Annotated in this window: 18 protein-coding genes; 11 read left to right on the forward strand and 7 right to left on the reverse strand. The window is 55.0% G+C overall.

Going from position 1 to position 20,016, the window contains the following annotated elements; translation table 11 throughout:
• Positions 1-35: 35 nt before the first annotated feature.
• The 5 genes from B0B07_RS11555 to B0B07_RS11575 form a co-directional block, all read right to left on the reverse strand.
• Positions 36-1,640, reverse strand: coding sequence for a glutathione ABC transporter substrate-binding protein (locus B0B07_RS11555; RefSeq protein WP_076759082.1), 1,605 nt, complete (start codon positions 1,638-1,640; stop codon positions 36-38).
• Positions 1,641-1,775: 135 nt separating this feature from the next.
• The gene (locus tag B0B07_RS11560; RefSeq protein ID WP_076759084.1) at positions 1,776-2,501 is read right to left on the reverse strand and encodes a Bax inhibitor-1/YccA family protein; all 726 of its coding nucleotides are present in this window, start codon (positions 2,499-2,501) and stop codon (positions 1,776-1,778) included.
• A gap of 155 nt (positions 2,502-2,656) precedes the next feature.
• Positions 2,657-3,058 (reverse strand): DUF4181 domain-containing protein, encoded by a 402-nt coding sequence (locus B0B07_RS11565; protein WP_076759086.1) that lies wholly within the window; start codon positions 3,056-3,058, stop codon positions 2,657-2,659.
• A gap of 72 nt (positions 3,059-3,130) precedes the next feature.
• Positions 3,131-3,532 (reverse strand): DUF4181 domain-containing protein, encoded by a 402-nt coding sequence (locus B0B07_RS11570; protein WP_076759087.1) that lies wholly within the window; start codon positions 3,530-3,532, stop codon positions 3,131-3,133.
• Positions 3,533-3,747: 215 nt separating this feature from the next.
• A complete protein-coding gene (locus B0B07_RS11575; RefSeq protein ID WP_076759089.1) occupies positions 3,748-5,382 on the reverse strand; it encodes a glutathione ABC transporter substrate-binding protein in 1,635 nt (544 codons plus the stop codon).
• A gap of 284 nt (positions 5,383-5,666) precedes the next feature.
• On the opposite strand from B0B07_RS11575, the gene nikC reads away from it, so the two are divergent.
• The 4 genes from nikC to B0B07_RS11595 are packed head-to-tail and all read left to right on the forward strand — an operon-like array spanning position 5,667 to position 9,579.
• Positions 5,667-6,557 (forward strand): nickel transporter permease, encoded by an 891-nt coding sequence (nikC, locus tag B0B07_RS11580; protein WP_076759090.1) that lies wholly within the window; start codon positions 5,667-5,669, stop codon positions 6,555-6,557.
• Between the two features lie 16 nt (positions 6,558-6,573).
• Positions 6,574-7,515 carry an ABC transporter permease gene (locus tag B0B07_RS11585; RefSeq protein WP_076759092.1) on the forward strand — a complete coding sequence of 314 codons (942 nt, stop codon included), beginning with the start codon at positions 6,574-6,576 and terminating at the stop codon, positions 7,513-7,515.
• 35 nt (positions 7,516-7,550) lie between these two features.
• Positions 7,551-8,576: an ABC transporter ATP-binding protein gene (locus B0B07_RS11590; RefSeq protein ID WP_076759093.1), complete on the forward strand. Its 1,026-nt coding sequence runs from the start codon at positions 7,551-7,553 to the stop codon at positions 8,574-8,576.
• On the forward strand, positions 8,512-9,579 hold the full coding sequence (locus tag B0B07_RS11595) for an ABC transporter ATP-binding protein (protein WP_076759094.1): 1,068 nt from the start codon (positions 8,512-8,514) through the stop codon (positions 9,577-9,579). Before B0B07_RS11590 ends, B0B07_RS11595 begins: the two co-directional genes overlap by 65 nt.
• Before the next feature lie 958 nt (positions 9,580-10,537).
• Here the strand turns inward: B0B07_RS11595 and B0B07_RS11600 are convergent.
• Both B0B07_RS11600 and B0B07_RS11605 read right to left on the reverse strand, forming a co-directional pair.
• Complete coding sequence (locus B0B07_RS11600) at positions 10,538-11,593, reverse strand: permease (RefSeq protein ID WP_076759096.1); 1,056 nt, start codon at positions 11,591-11,593, stop codon at positions 10,538-10,540.
• A 155-nt stretch (positions 11,594-11,748) separates the two neighbouring features.
• Positions 11,749-13,467 carry an ABC transporter ATP-binding protein gene (locus B0B07_RS11605; protein WP_076759097.1) on the reverse strand — a complete coding sequence of 573 codons (1,719 nt, stop codon included), beginning with the start codon at positions 13,465-13,467 and terminating at the stop codon, positions 11,749-11,751.
• Between the two features lie 162 nt (positions 13,468-13,629).
• On the opposite strand from B0B07_RS11605, the gene B0B07_RS11610 reads away from it, so the two are divergent.
• From B0B07_RS11610 to B0B07_RS11640, 7 genes are all read left to right on the forward strand, one after another.
• Entirely contained in the window at positions 13,630-14,496 is an 867-nt protein-coding gene (locus B0B07_RS11610) for a DUF6612 family protein (protein ID WP_076759099.1), read from the forward strand.
• Between the two features lie 316 nt (positions 14,497-14,812).
• On the forward strand, positions 14,813-15,763 hold the full coding sequence (locus B0B07_RS11615) for an ABC transporter permease (protein WP_076759100.1): 951 nt from the start codon (positions 14,813-14,815) through the stop codon (positions 15,761-15,763).
• Positions 15,756-16,706, forward strand: coding sequence for an iron chelate uptake ABC transporter family permease subunit (locus tag B0B07_RS11620; RefSeq protein ID WP_076759102.1), 951 nt, complete (start codon positions 15,756-15,758; stop codon positions 16,704-16,706). Before B0B07_RS11615 ends, B0B07_RS11620 begins: the two co-directional genes overlap by 8 nt.
• On the forward strand, positions 16,703-17,464 hold the full coding sequence (locus tag B0B07_RS11625) for an iron ABC transporter ATP-binding protein (RefSeq protein WP_076759104.1): 762 nt from the start codon (positions 16,703-16,705) through the stop codon (positions 17,462-17,464). The genes B0B07_RS11620 and B0B07_RS11625 overlap by 4 nt, the downstream gene beginning before the upstream one ends.
• Positions 17,465-17,498: 34 nt before the next feature.
• Entirely contained in the window at positions 17,499-18,467 is a 969-nt protein-coding gene (locus B0B07_RS11630) for a siderophore ABC transporter substrate-binding protein (RefSeq protein WP_076759105.1), read from the forward strand.
• Between the two features lie 162 nt (positions 18,468-18,629).
• Complete coding sequence (locus tag B0B07_RS11635) at positions 18,630-19,244, forward strand: phosphatase PAP2 family protein (protein ID WP_084186672.1); 615 nt, start codon at positions 18,630-18,632, stop codon at positions 19,242-19,244.
• A gap of 81 nt (positions 19,245-19,325) precedes the next feature.
• Positions 19,326-19,988, forward strand: coding sequence for a uracil-DNA glycosylase (locus B0B07_RS11640; RefSeq protein ID WP_084186673.1), 663 nt, complete (start codon positions 19,326-19,328; stop codon positions 19,986-19,988).
• The last annotated feature ends 28 nt before the right edge of the window (positions 19,989-20,016 follow it).

Consider the following 20,016-nt stretch of genomic DNA (forward strand, 5'->3'; position numbering starts at 1 on the left):
AACGGTTAGGTTTCCTGCAGGCCTTTCAAATCGGTTTATTGAGTAATGGTGACGTCTTTCAGCTGATAGATGCCGCTCGGGTCGATCGTGAACCCTTTGACATTGTCGGCGACGCCCGTCAGGTATTCCTGGTGATGGATGAATACCATCGGCGCTTCTTCAATCAGGAGTTTCTGTGCCTTGTCGTAAACGGCAAGGCGTGCATCTTGGTCTGTTTCCTGCCGGCCTTCATCCAAAAGCTTGTCGACTTCCGGATTGTCGAAGAATGTCCGGTTGCCCGGGGCTCCCTGCTGGGAAGAGTGGAAGAGCGAGTAAAGGCCGTTGTCGGCGTCGCCGGTCGAGTTCGACCAGCCAAGGATGAACATGTCATGCTTTCCAGCACTCGTCTCATCAAGGTACGCACCGAATTCCATCTGTTCGACCTTGATGTCGATGTTCAGTTCTTTCAGTTTCTGCTGGAGAAGGACGGCGATGTCGATCCGCTGCGGGTTGTCATTCGTCCAGATTTCGGCTTTGAAGCCGTCGCCATAGCCCGCTTCTTCAAGGAGCTTTTTCGCCTCTTCGGGATTGTATCCGAGTCCTTTGATGTTTTCATCGTAGCCGAACGATCCAGGGGACAGCGGACCCTTCGCGGGAACACCGAAACCGTCATAGATGCCTTCGACGATTTCTTCGTTGTCCACCATCATGGAAATCGCCTGGCGGACGCGTACATCGTCAAACGGTGCTTTCTGCGTATTGAACCCGAGATAGCTCAGGCTGCGGGAAAGTTCCTGGTTTACTTTTGCGCTGCCCGAGTCATTGATTTGGTCGACTTCATTCGGCTGGACCGGATCGATGATGTGCGCATTGCCCGTCTCCAGGTCAGCGGCACGGGTCGCGCTTTCCGGTACGACTTTGAACGTCACGGAATCGACTTTTGCCGGTCCGTTCCAGTAGTCTTCGTTTTTGACGAGCTTGATCTCCGAACCCGGGTTCCAGCTCTCGAATTTGAAGTAGCCGGTTCCGACCGGGTGGGCCGAAATGACAGATCCCGGATCTTTTCCTTCTTTCATCGCGGCATAGTCTTCATCGATCGCTTTCGGGCTGATCATGCTTCCGCCGTCATGTGCAAGGTGCGACAGCAGCGGAGCGAACGGATAGTCCGTTTTAATCTGTACGGTATAATCATCGATGACATCGACGCTGTTGATCATTTCAAACAGGTAAAAGCGCGGAGAGCCGACCGCCTCGTCACGAACACGGTCAAGGCTTTTCTTCACGGCTTCCGCATTGAAGTCTTCACCGTCATGGAATTTGACGCCTTCCACGAGCTTGAATTCCCAGGTCGTATCGTCAATCTGGTTCCATTCCTTTGCAAGGCTCGGCTCGATTTCCGTATCGGCATTGAGTTTCACGAGTGTGTCGTAAATGTTGGCATGGATATTATTGGACGGCACGTCATTTGATCCGTGCGGGTCCAGTGAAGATGCATCGGACAGGACAGCCAGGATCAGATCCCCGCCTTCTCCCCCTCCGGCAGAGGCCTCGCCGCCATCGCCGTCTTTATCCCCTTTTGTCGAACCGCCGCCCGCACATGCCCCGAGGAACGCGGACAGGACGAGCAACAGTGCCAGCAATAAGCCGGTTTTCTGTTTCATCTCTTTTCCCCCTAATCTACTGGTTCATTACGCAAGCGTAATATTCCGAAAATATATCATAGGATCGGAGGGACCGCAATAGATTTTAGAAAATAAAGAAAAGCCGGCACTGCAAGGGCAGTGCCGGCTTCGGAATCAGTTCCGGTTGATTTTTGAGAGAAGGCGGAGCATTTCAAGATAAAGCCAGACGAGTGTCGTCAGGAGGCCGAGCGCACCGATCCACTCCATGCTTTTTGGTGCGCCCATCGCCACGCCCCGCTCAATCGTGTCAAAATCGATGATGAAGTTCAATGCGGCAACGCCGACGATCACGAGGCTGATGATGATGCCGATCGGGCCGGCATCATGCAGGAACGGCATCGCCGCGCCGAAGAGGCGCATCACGATATCGATCACATAGACGACGAGGATGGCCAGTGTCGCCACGATGACTCCTTTTCGGAATGCCGGTGTCGCTTTCAGGATGCCGGTCCGGTAGAACACGAGCATGACGGCCATGACGCCGATGGTCAGCAGGACCGCCTGGAGGACGATGCCGTCATAAAGACCCTGGTACATCGCGGAAATCCCGCCGACGAACAATCCTTCCAAGATGGCATAGAGCGGCACGGTGATCGGTGCGGCGGACTGGACGAACACCGTCAGGAACACGAGTACGAGCGCACCGATGGCGCCGCCGATCATGAGGCCAAAAACGGGCTCGCCCGCAAACGACTTGAACCAGACATACGATGCCGAAGCGAACATCAGGAGAAGCGACAGCGTGGTTTTGTTGACGGTGCCGGCGACCGACATCCGTTCGCCGGAATACGCATGGCGGCCGAATTCTTCATTTTTCAAGATCGGGTTGTTGGACTGCAAAGGGAATACCTCCAATTATGCTTGTTGAGCAGCGGGATCAATTTATGCTTGTTGAGCAACAGGATCAAGCCGTCCGGCCGGAAAAAAGGGACGGGCGTTTTGAAGATTATAGCATGAGCGGCGGTGAAGTCATCACTTTAAATGATCCGGCACTCTTATAGGTAACCGAAAAATCCGCTTCTGATCACGATCAGCAAGAGCGCGATGATGAACGCCCCGTCGCCGAGCGTCGCCAAGTAGGCCCTGGGGTTGTCGGAGTATTTCTTCTCCATGAAAGCCTGAAAAAGGGTAAGGACGCCGAAGAACGCGACCAGCAGTGCCCACGTCTGCAAGTACCAAGGTGCCCGTTCGTTCCAGCCGGTCATAATGGCCGGGACGAGATAAATCAGATACGGGACGATGAATGTGATGCGGATCCATTTATCCAGCTTCCGGTGTCGGTCGTTCACATAATCCCACGTGAACCATTTGCCTTTTTTGACGCCCGCCCATCTCTTGATCACATAGGTAAAGGCGGCAGACGCGAGAAGCATCCCCAGAATAAACAAAGCGATCACTCGAATCGGCTCCTTTCATTGCCCTCGTTTCTACAGGCATTCTTGAACCATGAAAAACGGAGCCGGCTACGCTCACGCATAGCCGAAGAATCGGGTTGCGGCCAGCGTCAGGAGCAGGATGGTCCCGAACGCCGTCTCTGCGAGCGTCGCCACATAAGCCTTCTGGTTTTTCGCGTATTTCTTTTCCATCCGGGCCTGCAGGAAGGCGCTTGCCGCAAAGGGGATGCAGATCAGGGACCAAGGCTCCAAATACCATGGAAGCCGGTCAAATCTGTCACCGGTGATGACAAACAGGAAGTACGTGAGGATCAGAATCAGTAAAATGAGGCGCATCCGCCGGTCCAGCTTTTTATGGCGATCATTTACATAATACGGAGTGAACCATTTCGTATAAGAGGAATTGGACCATTTCCTCACGATGAACGAAAAGGTGAGCATGGACAGAATGGCGAGAAAGCCGATGATGATAATCAAGGGCACCGCTCCTTCCGAAAAAAGATCTTTGAATTTTCTTGATTCTATCCATTATACTAAAATATGTGAAAAACGGGAAGACCTATTTCATAAACGTGAAGGGCGAAATGATGCGGGGTTCCAGCGGCAGGCCGTTCCAGGGAGCAGTTCTGACCGATTTGAACAGAAAAAACCGGTGCCCGCGGATGAACGCGGGCACCGGTTTTTTTGTTGGATCACTCAGAGAGAGTGACGTCTTTGAGTTTGTAGATGCCAGCCTGGTCGATGCTGAAGCCTTTGACCTTGTCGCTGACTCCGTTGAGGTATTCCTGGTGATGGATGAAGATCATCGGAGCATCTTCTACGATCTGCTGCTGGGCTTCCGCATAGATGCCGACGCGTGCGTCAGGATCGGTTTCCTTGCGGCCTTCATCGAGCAGCTGGTCGACTTTTTCATTCTCATAGAACGAGCGGTTGCCCGGGTCGCCCTTCTGGGACGAGTGGAACAGCGCGTAGAGACCGTAGTCCGCGTCGCCCGTCGGGTTGGACCAGCCGAGGATGAACATGTCATGCTCGCCGGCTGCCGTCTTTTCGAGGTATGTGCCGAATTCCATTTGCTCGATCTTTACATCAATGTTCAGCTCTTTCAGGGACTGCTGGAGCAGGACGGCCATGTCAACCCGCTGAGGGTTGTCGTTCGTCCAGATGGTGGTGGAGAAGCCGTCTGCGTAGCCCGCTTCTTCAAGGAGCTTCTTTGCTTCGTCCATGTTGTAGTCGATCATTTTCAGTTTTTCGTCATAGCCGAAGATGCCCGGTGCGAGAGGGCCTTTGGCCGGAATGCCGAATCCTTCGTAAACGCCGTCGATGATATCTTCTTTGTTGACGGCCATGGAGATCGCCTTGCGGACGCGGACATCGTCAAACGGTGCCTTCTCGGTGTTGAAGCCGATATAGGAAAGGCTCGAGGATGGTGTCTGGTCGACAGTGGCGTTGCCGGAGTCGTTGATGCGCGCGACTTCGTTCGGCTGGACCGGGTCGATGATGTGCGCGTTGCCGGTTTCGAGCTCGGCTGCACGGGTGGCGCTTTCAGGGACAACCTTGAAGGCGACGGAGTCGACCTTCGCCGGACCGTTCCAGTAGTCTTCGTTTTTCACGAGCTTGATCTCGGAGCCCGGGCTCCAGCTGTCAAACTTGAAGTAGCCGGTGCCGACTGGATTCTCGGAGATGACGGAGCCCGGTTCTTTGCCGTCTTCCATTGCTGCGTAGTCTTCGTCAATCGACTTCGGGCTGATGATGCTGCCGCCGTTGTGGGACATGTGGGCGAGAAGCGGAGCGAACGGATAGTCGGTCTTGAACTGAACCGTATAGTCGTCGATGACTTCGACGCTGTTGATCATTTCAAAGAGGAAATAGCGCGGCGATGCGACTTTTTCGTCGAGTACGCGTTCAAAGCTTTTCTTGACTGCTTCCGCATTGAAGTCTTCGCCGTCATGGAATTTTACGCCTTCCTGCAGCTTGAACTCCCAGGTCGTATCGTCGATCGCTTCCCATTCGGTTGCGAGACCCGGTTCAATTTCATTGTTATCATTTCGTTTTACGAGTGTTTCGAAGATGTTCTCCTGCACGGCAGAAGATGGAACATCGTTGGAGCCATGCGGGTCAAGCGAGGATGCATCGGACAGTACTGCGAGGACAAGGTCCCCACCTTCAGAACCGCCGTCTGTGGTGCCTTCGTCTTGCTTGTTGCCTTCATCTTTGTTGCCGTCGCCTCCGTCGGAAGCATTGTCTCCGCCACCGGCGCATGCCGCGAGGAACATGGATACGACAAGCATCATGATGAACAACAGCAGTGTACTGCGTTTGGTCTTCATGCAGTCTCCCCCTACTATTTGTTATGGATATTACGGACGGAATCGACCGCAATATTCAGAAAAAATATACCATACCCCATCACCGAATTCAATAGCAGTTTCTATAATTGGTTACGCTTGCTAGTAACTGATGGAAGGATGTAAATTTTGCTTTCGCACGGAAAGATTGAATTGAAAAATATCATTCAGAATTTAGAACTTTCATGTTATAGTATCGGTTAGTAAGTGAGAGAAAAACGGGGCGGGGCTCTGTCCGGCGTCCTGGGGGAAAGAGGGATACTAAAATGACGCAACATGCAGCGGGAGCCGCAGTGCCGAAACGGTACAATCCCAGGCTTGAAATGTACAAGGGGATCTGGAGACGGCTCAGAAAAAACAAGTCCGCCGTCATTGGCGGGGGTATTGTCATCTTCTTCATCCTGCTGGCAATCTTCGGACCGATGCTCACTCCGATAGATCCAAATGCCACCGACATCACGAATAAAAACCAGCCTCCTTCCGCAGACCACTGGTTCGGGACAGACAACTATGGCCGGGACATGTTCACCCGTATCATCCATGGAGCGAAATTAACACTCATCGTCGGATTCCTTTCCGTCATGATCGGCGGTGTGGTCGGCGTCATCTTCGGAATCGTCGCCGGTTATTACGGCGGATGGGTGGATACGATCATCATGCGCATCATGGACGTCCTGCTCGCATTCCCGGGCATCCTGCTTGCACTCGCCATCGTGAGCGTGCTCGGCGGGAGCCTGACGAACATGATCATCGCCATCGGGATCTTCTCGGTGCCGGCATTCGCCCGGATTGTCCGGGGGTCCGCGCTATCCGTACGGAAGCTGGAATACATAGACGCCATGAAGGCGCTCGGGGCATCCGATCTGCGGATCATCTTCAAGCATATATTGCCGAACGTCACGTCGCCGATCATCGTCCAGGCGACGCTGCGTATTGCGACCGCGGTCCTGACGGCAAGCGGCCTGTCGTTCCTCGGCCTCGGGGCACAGCCGCCCGCACCGGAATGGGGGGCCATGCTGTCGGCCGGCCGGACATTCATGCACGACTCGCCGCATATGGTGCTCATCCCCGGAATCATGATCGTCATCGTCGTCCTCGCCTTCAACATCTTCGGCGATGGGCTGCGCGATGCGCTTGATCCGAAAATGAACAAATGACTGAGGGGGAAACAGAATGACCAAATACATCATCCGGCGTCTCCTGCAGACGATTCCGGTACTCATCGGCGTGTCCATTCTCGTCTTCTCCCTGATGCATCTCATCCCGGGTGATCCGGCGCAGATCATCGCAGGGGAAGGGGCACCGGAAAAGACGGTCGAGCAGATCAGGGAACGCCTCGGCTTGAATGAACCGATCCACAAGCAATATCTTAACTATATGAGCGGCGTCGTCCAGGGAGACCTCGGGAATTCGGTCCGCAGCGGCCGTCCGGTTGTCGACGAGATCAAGACCCGCTTCTGGGTGACGCTGGAGCTTGCGACCTACGCCACGATCCTGGCCGTCTTCATCGGCCTGATGGCCGGAATCATCTCCGCGGTCCGTCATTATACATTCACGGATACGGCCATCATGATCGTCGCCCTGTTCGGACTCTCGATGCCGAACTTCTGGCTCGGCCTCGTGCTCATCGACTGGTTTGCAATCGGCGGGGACTGGCTTCCGGCATGGGCGAAGCTTCGGCCGTCCGGCTGGGGCGACAGCTGGCGACAGGTCGTCCTTCCGGTCATCACGCTCGGGACCGGGGGCGCCGCGATCATTGCCCGCATGACCCGTTCCTCGATGCTCGAAGTCATCGGACAGGATTACATCCGGACGGCCCGTGCAAAGGGGCTGACTGACCGGGTCATCACATACCGCCATGCATTGAAGAACGCCTTGATCCCTGTCGTCACGGTCGTCGGGCTCGAGTTCGGCGGATTCCTCGGCGGGGCGGTCCTCACCGAGACGATCTTCGCCATCAACGGCATGGGCCGGCTCACCGTCCAGGCGATCAACACACGGGACTTCCCGATCGTCCAGGGGGCGGTCCTCGTCATCTCCGTTCTGTTCGTCTTCGTGAACCTGATTGTGGATATCTCATATAAACTGCTCAACAAGCGGATCGACCTCGGCTGATCCGATCCGGCCTCTGGGCTCAAGGGGGAAGCAACATGGTAGAAACCATTCTGGATGTGCGCGACCTGCGCACCTCCTTCTATACGGATGAAGGAGAAGTGAAGGCCGTCGACGGCGTCAGCTTCTCCGTCCCGAAAGGAAAGACGATCGGCATCGTCGGCGAGTCGGGTTCCGGCAAGAGCATCACCTCGCTGTCGATCCTCCGGCTCCTTGCCTCGAACGGCAAAGTCGTCGGAGGTGAAGTGCGGTTCAAGGGCGACAATCTGCTTGCCTACTCAGAAAAGAAAATGCGCAGCCTGAGGGGCAATAAAATCTCGATGATCTTCCAGGAGCCGATGACCTCGCTCAACCCGGTGTTCACCGTCGGACAGCAGATCTCCGAGACGCTCATCGAGCACCAGGGGATGTCCAAGAAAGCGGCGATGGCGAAATCCGTCGACCTGTTGAAACTGGTCGGCATTCCGTCGCCCGACAAGCGGGTGAAGCAATACCCGTATGAACTGTCCGGCGGGATGCGCCAGCGGGTCATGATCGCCATCGCGCTCGCCTGCAATCCGGAAATTCTCATAGCGGATGAGCCGACGACCGCGCTGGACGTGACGATCCAGGCACAGATCCTCGGGCTCATCCGGGACCTGCAGCAGCGCATGGGCATGTCGGTCGTCCTCATCACCCATGACCTCGGCGTCGTGGCGGAAACATGCGACTATGTCGCGGTCATGTATGCCGGGCAAGTCGTCGAATACAGCGACGTGCGGACCTTGTTCCGCAAGCCGAAGCATCCGTACACGGTCGGATTGCTCAAGTCCCTGCCGCGGCCGGACGAAGATCAGGAAAAGCTCATCCCGATCCACGGCACGGTCCCGTCGCCGCTCCATATGCCGGTCGGCTGCCGGTTCAACCCGCGCTGCCCGGCCGCGACCGATCTTTGCCGGGAAAAGCTTCCGGACCTGTTCGACGACGGGGAAGGCAACCAGGTGCGCTGCTGGATCTACAATGAACAGTGGCCGGGAGAGAAGGAGGTGGACGTCTTTGGAGAAGAAAGAACTGCTCGTTGTTGACGGGCTCAAACAATACTTCCCGATCAAAGGCGGATTCCTCGGCCGCACGGTCAATCACGTCAAGGCAGTCGATGACATCAGCTTCACGATCCATGAAGGCGAGACCGTCTCGATCGTCGGAGAATCAGGCTGCGGAAAGTCGACGACCGGACGCGCCATCCTGCGTCTCGAGGAGCCGACCGAGGGCAAGGTCGTCTTCAACGGCGAAGATCTGACGAAGCTGCCGAAGGGGGAGATGCGGAAGCACCGGAAAGATCTGCAGATCATCTTCCAGGACCCGTATGCTTCCATCAACCCGCGCCAGACGGTTTCGGACGTCCTGAATGAAGCGATGGAGATCCAAAAAGTCGTGCCGAAAAAAGAGCGGCGTGACCGCATCATCGAGCTGCTCGAGACCGTGGGGCTCAACGCCGCACAGGCGGACCGGTATCCGCACGAATTCTCCGGCGGCCAGCGCCAGCGGATCGGCATCGCCCGTGCGCTTTCGGTGAACCCGAAGCTCATCATCTGCGACGAAGCCGTTTCGGCGCTGGACGTCTCGATCCAGGCACAGGTGCTGAACCTGCTCGATGAACTTCAGGACGAGTACAACCTCACATACCTGTTCATCTCCCATGACCTCGGCGTGGTCCGGCATATCTCGGACCGGGTCATCGTCATGTACGTCGGCAAGATCGTCGAGATCGGTGACAAGCACTCCATCTTCGACAATCCGAAACACCCGTACACGAAGGCCCTGCTGTCGGCCATCCCGGTGCCAGACCCGGACAGGGAACGCAACCATATTGTCCTGCGCGGAGATGTCCCCTCCCCGATCGACCCGCCGAGCGGCTGCCGGTTCCACACCCGCTGCCCGTTCGCCCAGGAAAAATGCCGTGTCGACGTGCCGGAACTTGTGCGCCACGACGGCATGCAGGAAGGCCACGAAGCCGCCTGCCACTTCGTCGAAGAAATCGAACGCGGCGAAGTGAAACCGAAAGAACTCCAGGTCACAACGTTTTAATAGAATTGTTTAAACTGCAGTTTCCATCGTGTTAACCGAAAACCGGACGCCCGCCTGCATCGTGGACGTCCGGTTTTTTGCGTGGGAAAAAGGGGAGAGATGGAGGGCGGATGGAAGATGTGGAGCGTGGATTTGCAGTATGGAGCGTGGATTTGAGGTATGGAGAGCGGATTTGAAATATGGGATGTGGATTTACAATATGGAGAGCGGATTTGAAATATGGGGTGCGGATTTTCAATATGGAGAGCGGATTTGAAATATGGGATGCGGATTTACAATATGGAGAACGGATTTGAAATATGGGAAGTGGATTTACAGTATGGAGAGTGGATTTGAAGTATAGGATGCGGATTTACAATATGGAGGACGGATTTGAGATATGGAGTGCGGATTTTCAATATGGAGAGCGGATTTGAAATATGGGATGCGGATTTACAATATGGAGAACGGATTTGAGATATGGAGAGTGTATTTACAATATGGAGAGCGGATTTGAAATATGGGGTGCGGATTTTCAATATGGAGAGCGGATTTGAAATATGGGATGCGGATTTACAATATGGAGAACGGATTTGAAATATGGGAAGTGGATTTACAGTATGGAGAGCGGATTTGAAGTATGGGATGCAAATTTACAATATGGAGGACGGATTTGAAATATGGGATGCGGATTTACAATATGGAGAACGGATTTGAAATATGGGAAGTGGATTTACAGTATGGAGAGCGGATTTGAAGTATGGGATGCGGATTTACAATATGGAGGACGGATTTGAGATATGGAGTGCAGATTTACGATATGGAGCAGCGTTCTGAATTATGGAGCGGGAAAGTGAATTATGGCGGGCCGTTCTGAATTATGGAACGAGGATATGAATTATGGCCGCCCGTTCTGAACTACAGAACCCTCACCTCACAAAAAGCCCCGTTCCGCTGTCGGAACGGGGCTTTCTTCTATTCACAAAACCAACATGCCGATCAGCCCGCTCAACATGCCGAGCAGGACGACGGCGCCGGAGACGAACCAGAGGACTTTTCTCGGAAACGCGCCGGCGACAAGCAGAAGCGACGGGAGGCTGATGGCCGGCAGTGTGATGAGCAGGGTGGCCGCGGGGCCGTTGCCGAGTCCGGCTGTCAGGAATGTCTGGATGATCGGAATTTCGGCAGCTGTCGGGATGACGAACAGCATGCCGCCGATCGCGAACAGCAGGATCATCAGGAGCGAATTGCCCGATGCGCCGTCAAGCAGCGGGAACAGCCATGGCCGGATCGCTGCGATGAGCAGGACGGACAGGAAGTAGGCCGGCACGATGAAGAGCGCCATGCGGCCCATCGCCTTCAGCCAGCGGGAAAGGAAATGTCCTTCCTCCGCCTCTGTTTCCGCTTCTTCCATCATCTTGTCGATCCTTTCAGGCATGGCGGACGGAGCGAACCGGTTGGCGAAGTAGCTGACGCCGAACACGAGGACTGCGCCGACCAGCACCCGGATCAATGTGAATTTCCAGGACAGGACGAAGGTCATGAAGATGAGCACGGCCGGGTTCAGGACCGGGTTTCCGAGCCAGAACGCGAGGGCCGCCCCAACCGAAACGTTCTTCTTCCGGAGCCCGGCTGCGACCGGTGCCGCGCAGCATGTGCACATCATGCCGGGCAGGCTGGAGAGACCGGCGATGGCCGTGCTGCCGAATGTCGTTTTGCCGAGTGTTCGGAGAAGCCAGTCTGCCGGGATGAGCACCTGGACGAGCGAACCGAGGATGATCCCGAGCACCGCGGCTTTCCAGACGGCGAGAAAATAGGCGGTGACGTAGGACCAGGTGCTCTCCCACGAGAATGTGCCCGCCGCGGAAGGGTCCCCGAGGATCGAATCACCGATGGAATGGGTGGTGATCGCCGTCAGGCTCTTGTCCCAGTACGGGACCCATTTGACATAGGCAAGCCCTGCGACCGCCACAACCAGAAACAAAGCAATATATGCGACCGTCCGCTTTCCTGCGGACCGGGCAGATGGATTCAAGTTCAGGACCTCCTGAAAAAAGTTAACCGATACAGTATACCACCGGTTCCCGAGTTCTGCCATCGGATATCTTTCCGGGAATATGAAACGCCCCCGGCGGGATGCCGTGGGGCGCTTGTCCAAAAGGGCTTGCATAGCGTTCAAGTTCAGCGCATTCAAACTTCCTGGAACTGAATGTTGTGAAGCCGTGCAAACAGACCATCTTTGCGGACAAGTTCATCGTAGGTTCCGTCTTCCGCAATCCCGTCCTTCGTGACGACGAGCACGCGGTCAGCTTCGCGGATGGTGGCGAGCCGGTGGGCGATGACAAGCGTGGTGCGGTCTTCGGACAGTTCGGCAAGCGACTGCTGGATGATCCGTTCGGTTTCGGTATCCAGTGCGGATGTCGCCTCGTCGAGAATGAGGATCGGCGGGTTTTTCAGGAACATGCGGGCGATGGCGAGCCGCTGTTTCTGGCCGCCGGACAATTTCAGACCGCGTTCGCCGATTTCGGTTTCGTAGCCGTCCGGCAGCTCCGAGATGAACTCTTCCAGATGCGCCTTGCGCGCAGCCTCGTACACTTCCGCGTCGGTTGCATCGAGCTTTCCGTATGCGATGTTCTCGAAGATCGTACCGGTAAACAGGAAGACATCCTGCTGGACGATCCCGATCTGGGCGCGGAGTGACTGCATCGTCATGTCGCGGACGTCGATGCCGTCGATCGTGATGGCCCCCTCGTTCACATCATAAAATCTCGGGATGAGCGAGCAGATAGTCGTCTTCCCGGCACCGGACGGCCCGACGAATGCGACGGTCTGGCCGGAGCGGATCGACAGGCTGACCCCGCTGAGGACCGGCTTCTGGTCATCATAGCGGAAGGACACATCCCGGAAGCGGATATTGCCTTCGAGGGAATCGACGTCAAGCGCATCCGGGCGGTCCTGCACATCCGGCTCCTCCCCGATCAGTTCGCGGAACCGCCGGAAGCCGGCCATCCCTTTCGGATACAGCTCGAGCAGGGCGCTGATTTTATCAACCGGCTTGGTCAGGACGTTGACAAACAGGACGAAGGAGACGAGCTCGCCGTAGGTCAGGCGGCCGTTGAACGAGAACCAGGCGCCGACGACGAGGACGAGCAGGGTGACCAGGCGCGTCATCATGTACATGCTCGAATGCGTCAGCGCCATCACTTTGTAGGCCACCAGCTTGGCGAGACGGAAGCTGCCGTTGTCTTTCCGGAAGCGATCCATCTCAAATGATTCATTCGTGAATGACTGGACGACGCGGATGCCCGATACACTGTCCTCGACGCGGGCGTTCACTTCGGCGATCCGCCCGTACATGTTCCGCCATGCCCTGTTCATCTTGATGTTGCAGAACGTGACGAGCCAGATGAGGAACGGGACCATGATGATCGTGATGAGCGCGAGCTCCGGGTTGATGTTGTACATGATCGTGAACGCCCCGATGATCGTCATGATGGCAATGAAGATATCTTCCGGACCGTGATGTGCAAGCTCCCCGATATCGAACAGGTCATTCGTGATGCGGCTCATCACATGGCCGGTCTTCGTGTTGTCAAAAAACCGGAACGATTGCCGCTGGACATGATTGAACAGCTGCTGCCGCATGTCGGTTTCGATATTGATGCCGAGCATGTGCCCGAGATACGAGACGATGTACTGCAGAAGTGTGCTCAGCAGGTAGACGGCGAGCAGCAGGGTGCTCACCCAGACGATCCGGCCCCAGTTGCCGGTCGGCAGCAGTTCGTCGATGAACCACTGGACTGCAACGGGGAATGCAAGTTCAAGCAGCGCCACGAATACGGCACTTGAGAAGTCGACGATGAACAGCCGTTTGTGCGGCTTATAATAGGAAAAGAATTGCTTCAGCATAATGTCCTCCCGGAAATATTTCGGCTTCCGTTATTATAGCCGATACACGGCGCGGGAGATAGATGCATAGGACTTTTGTTTCATTTCGACAAAGTTCCGGAACTTTCAACTCGTTTTCCCGTATACAGAAACAGACACAGCAAAGAAAGGACGATCACCCTTATGAAGAAAGTATTGACAGCCTTGGCTGCCGGTGCTTTGGCTTTCGGCCTAGCCGCGTGCAGCGACAAGGCAGAGCCGGCCCCCGGCACAAGCAAGGAAAAAACGAGCGACATGACTGCGGAGCAAGTGTACGAGAAAGCGATGGAAGCTTCCAAAGACATGAAGAGCGCGGAAGCGAAAATGAACATCAGCCAGGACATTGAAGTCCCGGGGCAGGATGTCCAGATGACATCCGATTCGGAATTTGACGTCCAGATGGTTCTCGAACCGCTTGCCATGCACCAAAAGGGCAAGACCTCGATGAAGATGAACGATGAAGAAATGGCCATGGACATCGACATGTACATGACCGAAGACGGCACGATCTATCTTTACACGCCGGAAGCCGACCAGTGGCTCAAGATGGAAGGCATGATGGAAGGGCTCGACCAGCTGACTGCGCAGCAGCCGGATCCGGAAGAGCAGCTTGCCCAGCTTCAGCAGTACGCGAAGGAAATGAAATTTGAACAAACCGATGATGATTACGTATTGAAGCTCGATGCCGACGGTGAAAAGTTCAATGACCTCGTCAAGGAAACGATGGAAGAACAGCTGCCGCCTGAAATGCTCGAAGGCATGAGCGAAGAAGAGCGCCAGTCGCTCGAGAACATGAACATCAGCGACATGGCCTACGAAATTCACATCGACAAGAAGACGTATGACCTGAAAGCGATGAACATGAAGATGACGATGACGATGGAAGCGGAAGGCGAAGAGATGACCATCGCCATGGATATGAAATCCGTCTACACGAACATCAACGGAATCGAGAACATCGAAGTCCCTCAGGACGTGATTGATTCCGCAGTTGATATCCAGCAGCAATAACCGGGACCCGCGGCCGTGATGCCGCGGGTTTTTATATGCCCGCACGCTGCATACACATGAAGGGGACGGGGCCCGGCCCGGGATCGGATAAATTCACTTCATCGACATCCTCGGCAAAAAACGCTCGGTCCCCCTCACGCTTTCCGTACAATTCCGTGACTTTTTCACCAATTCCCGCTCTCATTGATAATCATTTTCAATTATCCTTTGACTTCGTCTTGACCCATGCTATAATAGGCATTGCGAAGGGCATTGATAATCATTTTCAACGAACATTCTCAATCGCCTTTCAAATAGTTTTGCATCGGGGATAGCCATGAAGAAACGTTATTTGATCGCCGGACTGCTCGTCCTGTCGTTCCTTTCATTGTTCGTAGGAGCGAGCAGCATCACACCAGCGGATCTCTTGAATCCGGGATCCGAAGAATTGGAAATATTCCTGATCAGCCGGCTGCCGAGGCTCATTGCCATCCTGCTTGCAGGGGCGGGCATGAGCATCACCGGCCTGATCATGCAGCAGCTGAGCCGCAATAAGTTCGTATCGCCGACGACAGCCGGAACGCTCGATGCGACCCGGCTGGGGATCCTCGTCTCGATGCTGCTTTTCGCGAATGCGACGACCCTCGAAAAGATGGCCATCTCGTTTGCATTTGCATTGGCGGGCACCTTGCTGTTCATGCAGATCCTCGAGCGCATCAAGTTCAAGGATGCGATTTTCATCCCGCTCGTCGGACTCATGTTCGGGAATATCCTCTCGTCACTGACGACGTTTTTCGCCTATCGGGCGGACGTCATCCAGAACATTTCCTCCTGGCTGCAGGGAGATTTCTCGATGATCATGAAAGGGCGCTATGAGCTGCTGTACATCAGCATCCCGGTCCTGATCATTGCCTACCTGTATGCCAATCGGTTTACCGTGGCGGGAATGGGAGAGGACTTCTCCAAAAACCTTGGCCTGAACTACCGCTGGGTGGTCAACTTCGGTCTTGTCCTCGTGGCGCTCATCACGACGACGGTCGTCCTTACGGTCGGCATGATCCCGTTTCTCGGCCTCATCATCCCGAATATCGTCTCCATCCTAAAAGGGGACAACTTACAAAAGACATTGCCGCACACGGCATTGCTGGGAGCAATTTTCCTGCTTCTCTGCGACATTCTCGGACGTGTGCTCATCTATCCATATGAGATCTCGATCAGCCTGATGGTCGGGGTCATCGGCAGCGGGATTTTCCTCTATCTGCTGTTCAGGGGGAAAGCCTATGCGTGACTCCGTCAAACTCATCATCCTGTATGCAGCTGCGGCCGTCTTCTGCGGTCTGTATCTGTTCCACGGTCTCAACGGCAGCTTCGACTATGCCCTTCCGAGAAGGGGCGTGAAAGTCGCCGCCATGGCCATCACCGGCGTGGCGATCGCCTATGCGACAGTCGTATTCCAGACGATCACCCAAAACCGGATCCTGACACCGAGCATCATGGGGCTCGATTCGCTCTATCTGCTGCTGCAGACGCTGATCATCTTCTTCCTGGGTTCGACCCACGTGACGGTCGTCAATAAACAGGTGAACTTCCTCCTGTCCGTCGCAGTGATGATCATCTTTGCTCTGCTGCTTTACCAGTTCCTGTTCAAGAAGGGCCAGCGCCCGGTATACTTCCTGCTCCTCGTCGGCATCATCGTGGGAACATTCTTCGGCAGCATCTCGACATTCCTCCAGGTGCTCATCGATCCGAATGAATTCCTGCGGGTGCAGGACCGGATGTTCGCCAGCTTCAATAATGTCAATGCCGATCTTGTCTGGCTGTCGGCCGGAGTTGTGGCGATCTGCATCATCATCGGGTGGCGCCAGCTCCGGTACATGGACGTCATCTCGCTTGGCCGCGACATCGCCGTCAACCTGGGCGTGCCGTACGACCGTCTTGTCAAGCAGACACTCGTCCTGTCGTCGGTGCTGATCGCCGTCTCGACCGCGCTTGTCGGGCCGATCACCTTCTTCGGTCTCATCGTGGCCAACCTGAGCTACCAATTTTTCCGGTCATTCAAACATTCTGTCCTGATCACCGGGGCCGTCGGCATGAGTCTGATCATGCTGATCGGCGGCCAGTGGATCGTGGAGCGCGTCTTCACATTCTCGACGACGCTGAGCGTCATCATCAATTTCGCCGGCGGCGTGTACTTCATCTATCTACTACTTAAGGAGAGTCGATCCGCATGATCCAAGTCCGTGAACTGTCGAAGTTTTATGGGAAGAAAGCCGTCGTCGAAAAGGTCTCGGTCAATATCCAGCGTGGCAAAATCACATCATTCATCGGGCCGAACGGGGCGGGCAAATCCACGCTCCTATCGATGGTCAGCAGGCTTTTGGATGCGGATACGGGTGAAGTGCTCGTCGACAAAGACGACGTCCGGAAAATGAAATCCGACGACTTTTCGAAGCGTGTGTCCATCTTGAAGCAGTCCAACTTCATGAATGTCCGACTGACGGTGCGCGAACTCGTCTCGTTTGGCCGCTTCCCTCATTCGAAGGGGCGTCTGAACGCGGAAGATATGCGCATCATTGACCAATCGATCGATTACATGGAACTCGCGGACATCCAGCACAGCTTCCTCGATGAGCTGTCCGGCGGCCAGCGGCAGCGGGCATTCATCTCAATGGTCATCGCACAGGACACGGAATACATCCTGCTTGATGAGCCGCTGAACAATCTGGACATGAAGCACTCTGTCCAGATCATGAAGATCCTCCGACGCCTCGTCGACGAGCTCGGCAAGACCGTCGTCATCGTCCTTCACGACATCAATTTTGCGTCGGTCTACTCTGACCGGATTGTCGCCCTCAAGAACGGACGGGTCGTGAAAGACGGACCGACAGAGGACATCATCAATTCAGATTCATTGAAAGAGATCTATGACATGGACATTCCGATCAAGCAGATGAGCAACTGCCGGATCTGCGTATACTTCAATTCATAATCACAACTACCCAACATAAGTGAGGTCAATGACGATGAAAAAGCTTTCGATTTTCGCCATCCTGATGGCATTCATCCTGGTTCTCGGAGCCTGCGGCAACAAAGATGCCGGCAGCGGAAAAGAAGACAACAGCAACAGTGCATCCGGTGACAGCAAAGCGGAAGAAACCGAAACCGTTACCGTCAAGCATGAACTCGGCGAAGCGACAGTTGATAAAAATCCTGGAAATGTCGTCGTCTTCGACTTCGGAATCCTCGACACGCTCGACGAGCTCGGCGTGGATGTGAAAGGCGTTCCTCAGACGAACATTCCGAAATATCTCGAAAAGTATGCTTCCGATGACTACACGAACGTCGGCAGCCTGAAAGAGCCTGACTTTGAGACGATCCACGCGCTCAAGCCGGACGTCATCTTCATCTCCGGCCGCCAGGCGGACCTTTACGACCAATTTGCCGAGATCGCGCCGACCGTCTACATCCCTCTTGACACGACCGACTATGTGAATTCCTTCAAGGAAAACATGAACACGGTCGCCGAGATCTTCAATAAAGAAGATGAAATGAAGGAAGAACTGGCGGACATCGATGACCGCATCGCGGGCATCCAGGAAAAAACTTCGAAGACCGATGACAAAGGCCTGATCGTCCTCGGAACGGAAGGCAAAGTCAGCGCGTACGGTCCTGCTTCCCGCTTTGGCCTCATTCATGATGTATTTGGCGTGAAGCCTGCGGATGATTCGATCGAAGCTTCCACACACGGCCAGAATATCACGTTCGAGTACATCCTCGATACGAACCCGGACATCCTGTATGTCATCGACCGGGATGCGGCAATCGGAACCGATTCCAGCGTCAAGGCATCACTTGAGAACGATCTCGTCCAAAAAACGAATGCATTCAAGAACGACAAAATCTTCTACCTGGACGGACAGTACTGGTACCTTTCGGGTGGCGGCCTGCAGTCCATGAAGGAAATGATCACCGAAGTCGAAAACAGCCTTTGATCGGCTGATATCACGAAAACAAACGCCGGAAGTGCCTGGACAGGCACTTCCGGCGTTTCGTTGTTTAACGCGATGGTCGGGTTGCCAGACTTTAATAGGGTAGGTGTGCCATAAAAAGACATGATACAATGAAATACGACAAATATTGCGGAGGTGGACACCATGAACAGAGATCGATGGATGATTTTCGGTGCCATTGTGGCTGCCGCCCTTTTCGCAGGGCTCGCCTCCGCTCTCCACACTGATGCGGTCATCGCACTCGACAACCGGATGGCTGATCTGCTGGAAGGCAACCGGTTTCTCGCCTTGTTCACACCGTTCGGGGATGCAAGGTTCATTGCGGCCGTCCTGTTGACCGCTGCCATTGTGCTTTACATCAGAAGAAATTGGACGGGCCTGCTTTTCATGGGAATCTCCATGGGGGGCGGAACTGTGCTTAATCAAGGCCTGAAACAGGTATTCGGCAGGCTGAGGCCCGATATCCCTCATCAGCTTGCCAGCTTCAGCTTTCCGTCCGGCCATTCCCAGATGGGGATTGTTTATTTGATGACCATTGCCTTTCTTTTTGCACAATCCGTGCGTTCAGGCAACGGCCGGCGGCTGATCTGGATGGCGGCCGTGCTTTTGGCGGTGCTGATCGGTTTGTCCCGGATCGCACTGGGAAGGCACTTTGCAACGGATGTCCTCGGCGGATGGATGCTCGGCCTGGCCTGGTTCCTGTTGCTCGCCTTCGTGTTCAATGGGTACGGGAACGGGACATCCAGGCGGAGGGCATGAGCCTTCTGCATCTTGGATTATTGTTAAAGAACGCAAAAAAGTGGTATAGGTAGGTAAAGGATTGAAAAGAGTGATTACTTCATGACATACAGGATCAGCGAAGAGCTTGCACGTCTCGGCGTCGAACGGATGGGCGATGCACCGGTCGAGGGCTTCGTTTACGGACAGGGGCCGGAAGAGCCGGAACTGATGCTGATCGGCGAAGCCCCCGGTGAACATGAGCTTGTGGACGGCATCCCGTTCATCGGCCGTGCAGGAAAGGAACTGATGGCTTCATTGGCCTCGATCGGGCTGACGCGTGACGATGTCTACATCACGAGTGCCGTCCGTTCAAGGCCTTACAGATGGGGCACAAGGCGGGAGCGGGACGGAACGTTGACGGAGCGGAAATATAACCGGACCCCGAACAGCCGGGAAATCCTGGCCCATGCGCCGCTGCTTGACGATGAGCTGGCGAATGTCCGTCCAAAGCTGATTGTCACGCTCGGGAATATCGGGCTTCAGCGCCTGCTCGGCAAGGAATACAAAGTTGGGGAAGTCCACGGCCGGCTCATCCAGGCACCCATCCGGTTCCTGGCGGATCCTTCCGACCGTTCCTACAGCCTGACGGACACTCCGAGGACGGTCATCCCGACTTTCCATCCGGCTTCGGTTTTTTACAACCCGAAGCTGCGCGAACTGGTGCAAAACGACTGGGAAGCAATCGGCGGGGCGTTGGACAGTTTCAACAGTTACGGGCTTTGAGTAAGCTTCATTACTGAAAAGGAGGCGG

The sequence above is a fragment of the Edaphobacillus lindanitolerans genome, from assembly GCF_900156305.1.
GTDB lineage: Bacteria > Bacillota > Bacilli > Bacillales_A > Planococcaceae > Bhargavaea > Bhargavaea lindanitolerans.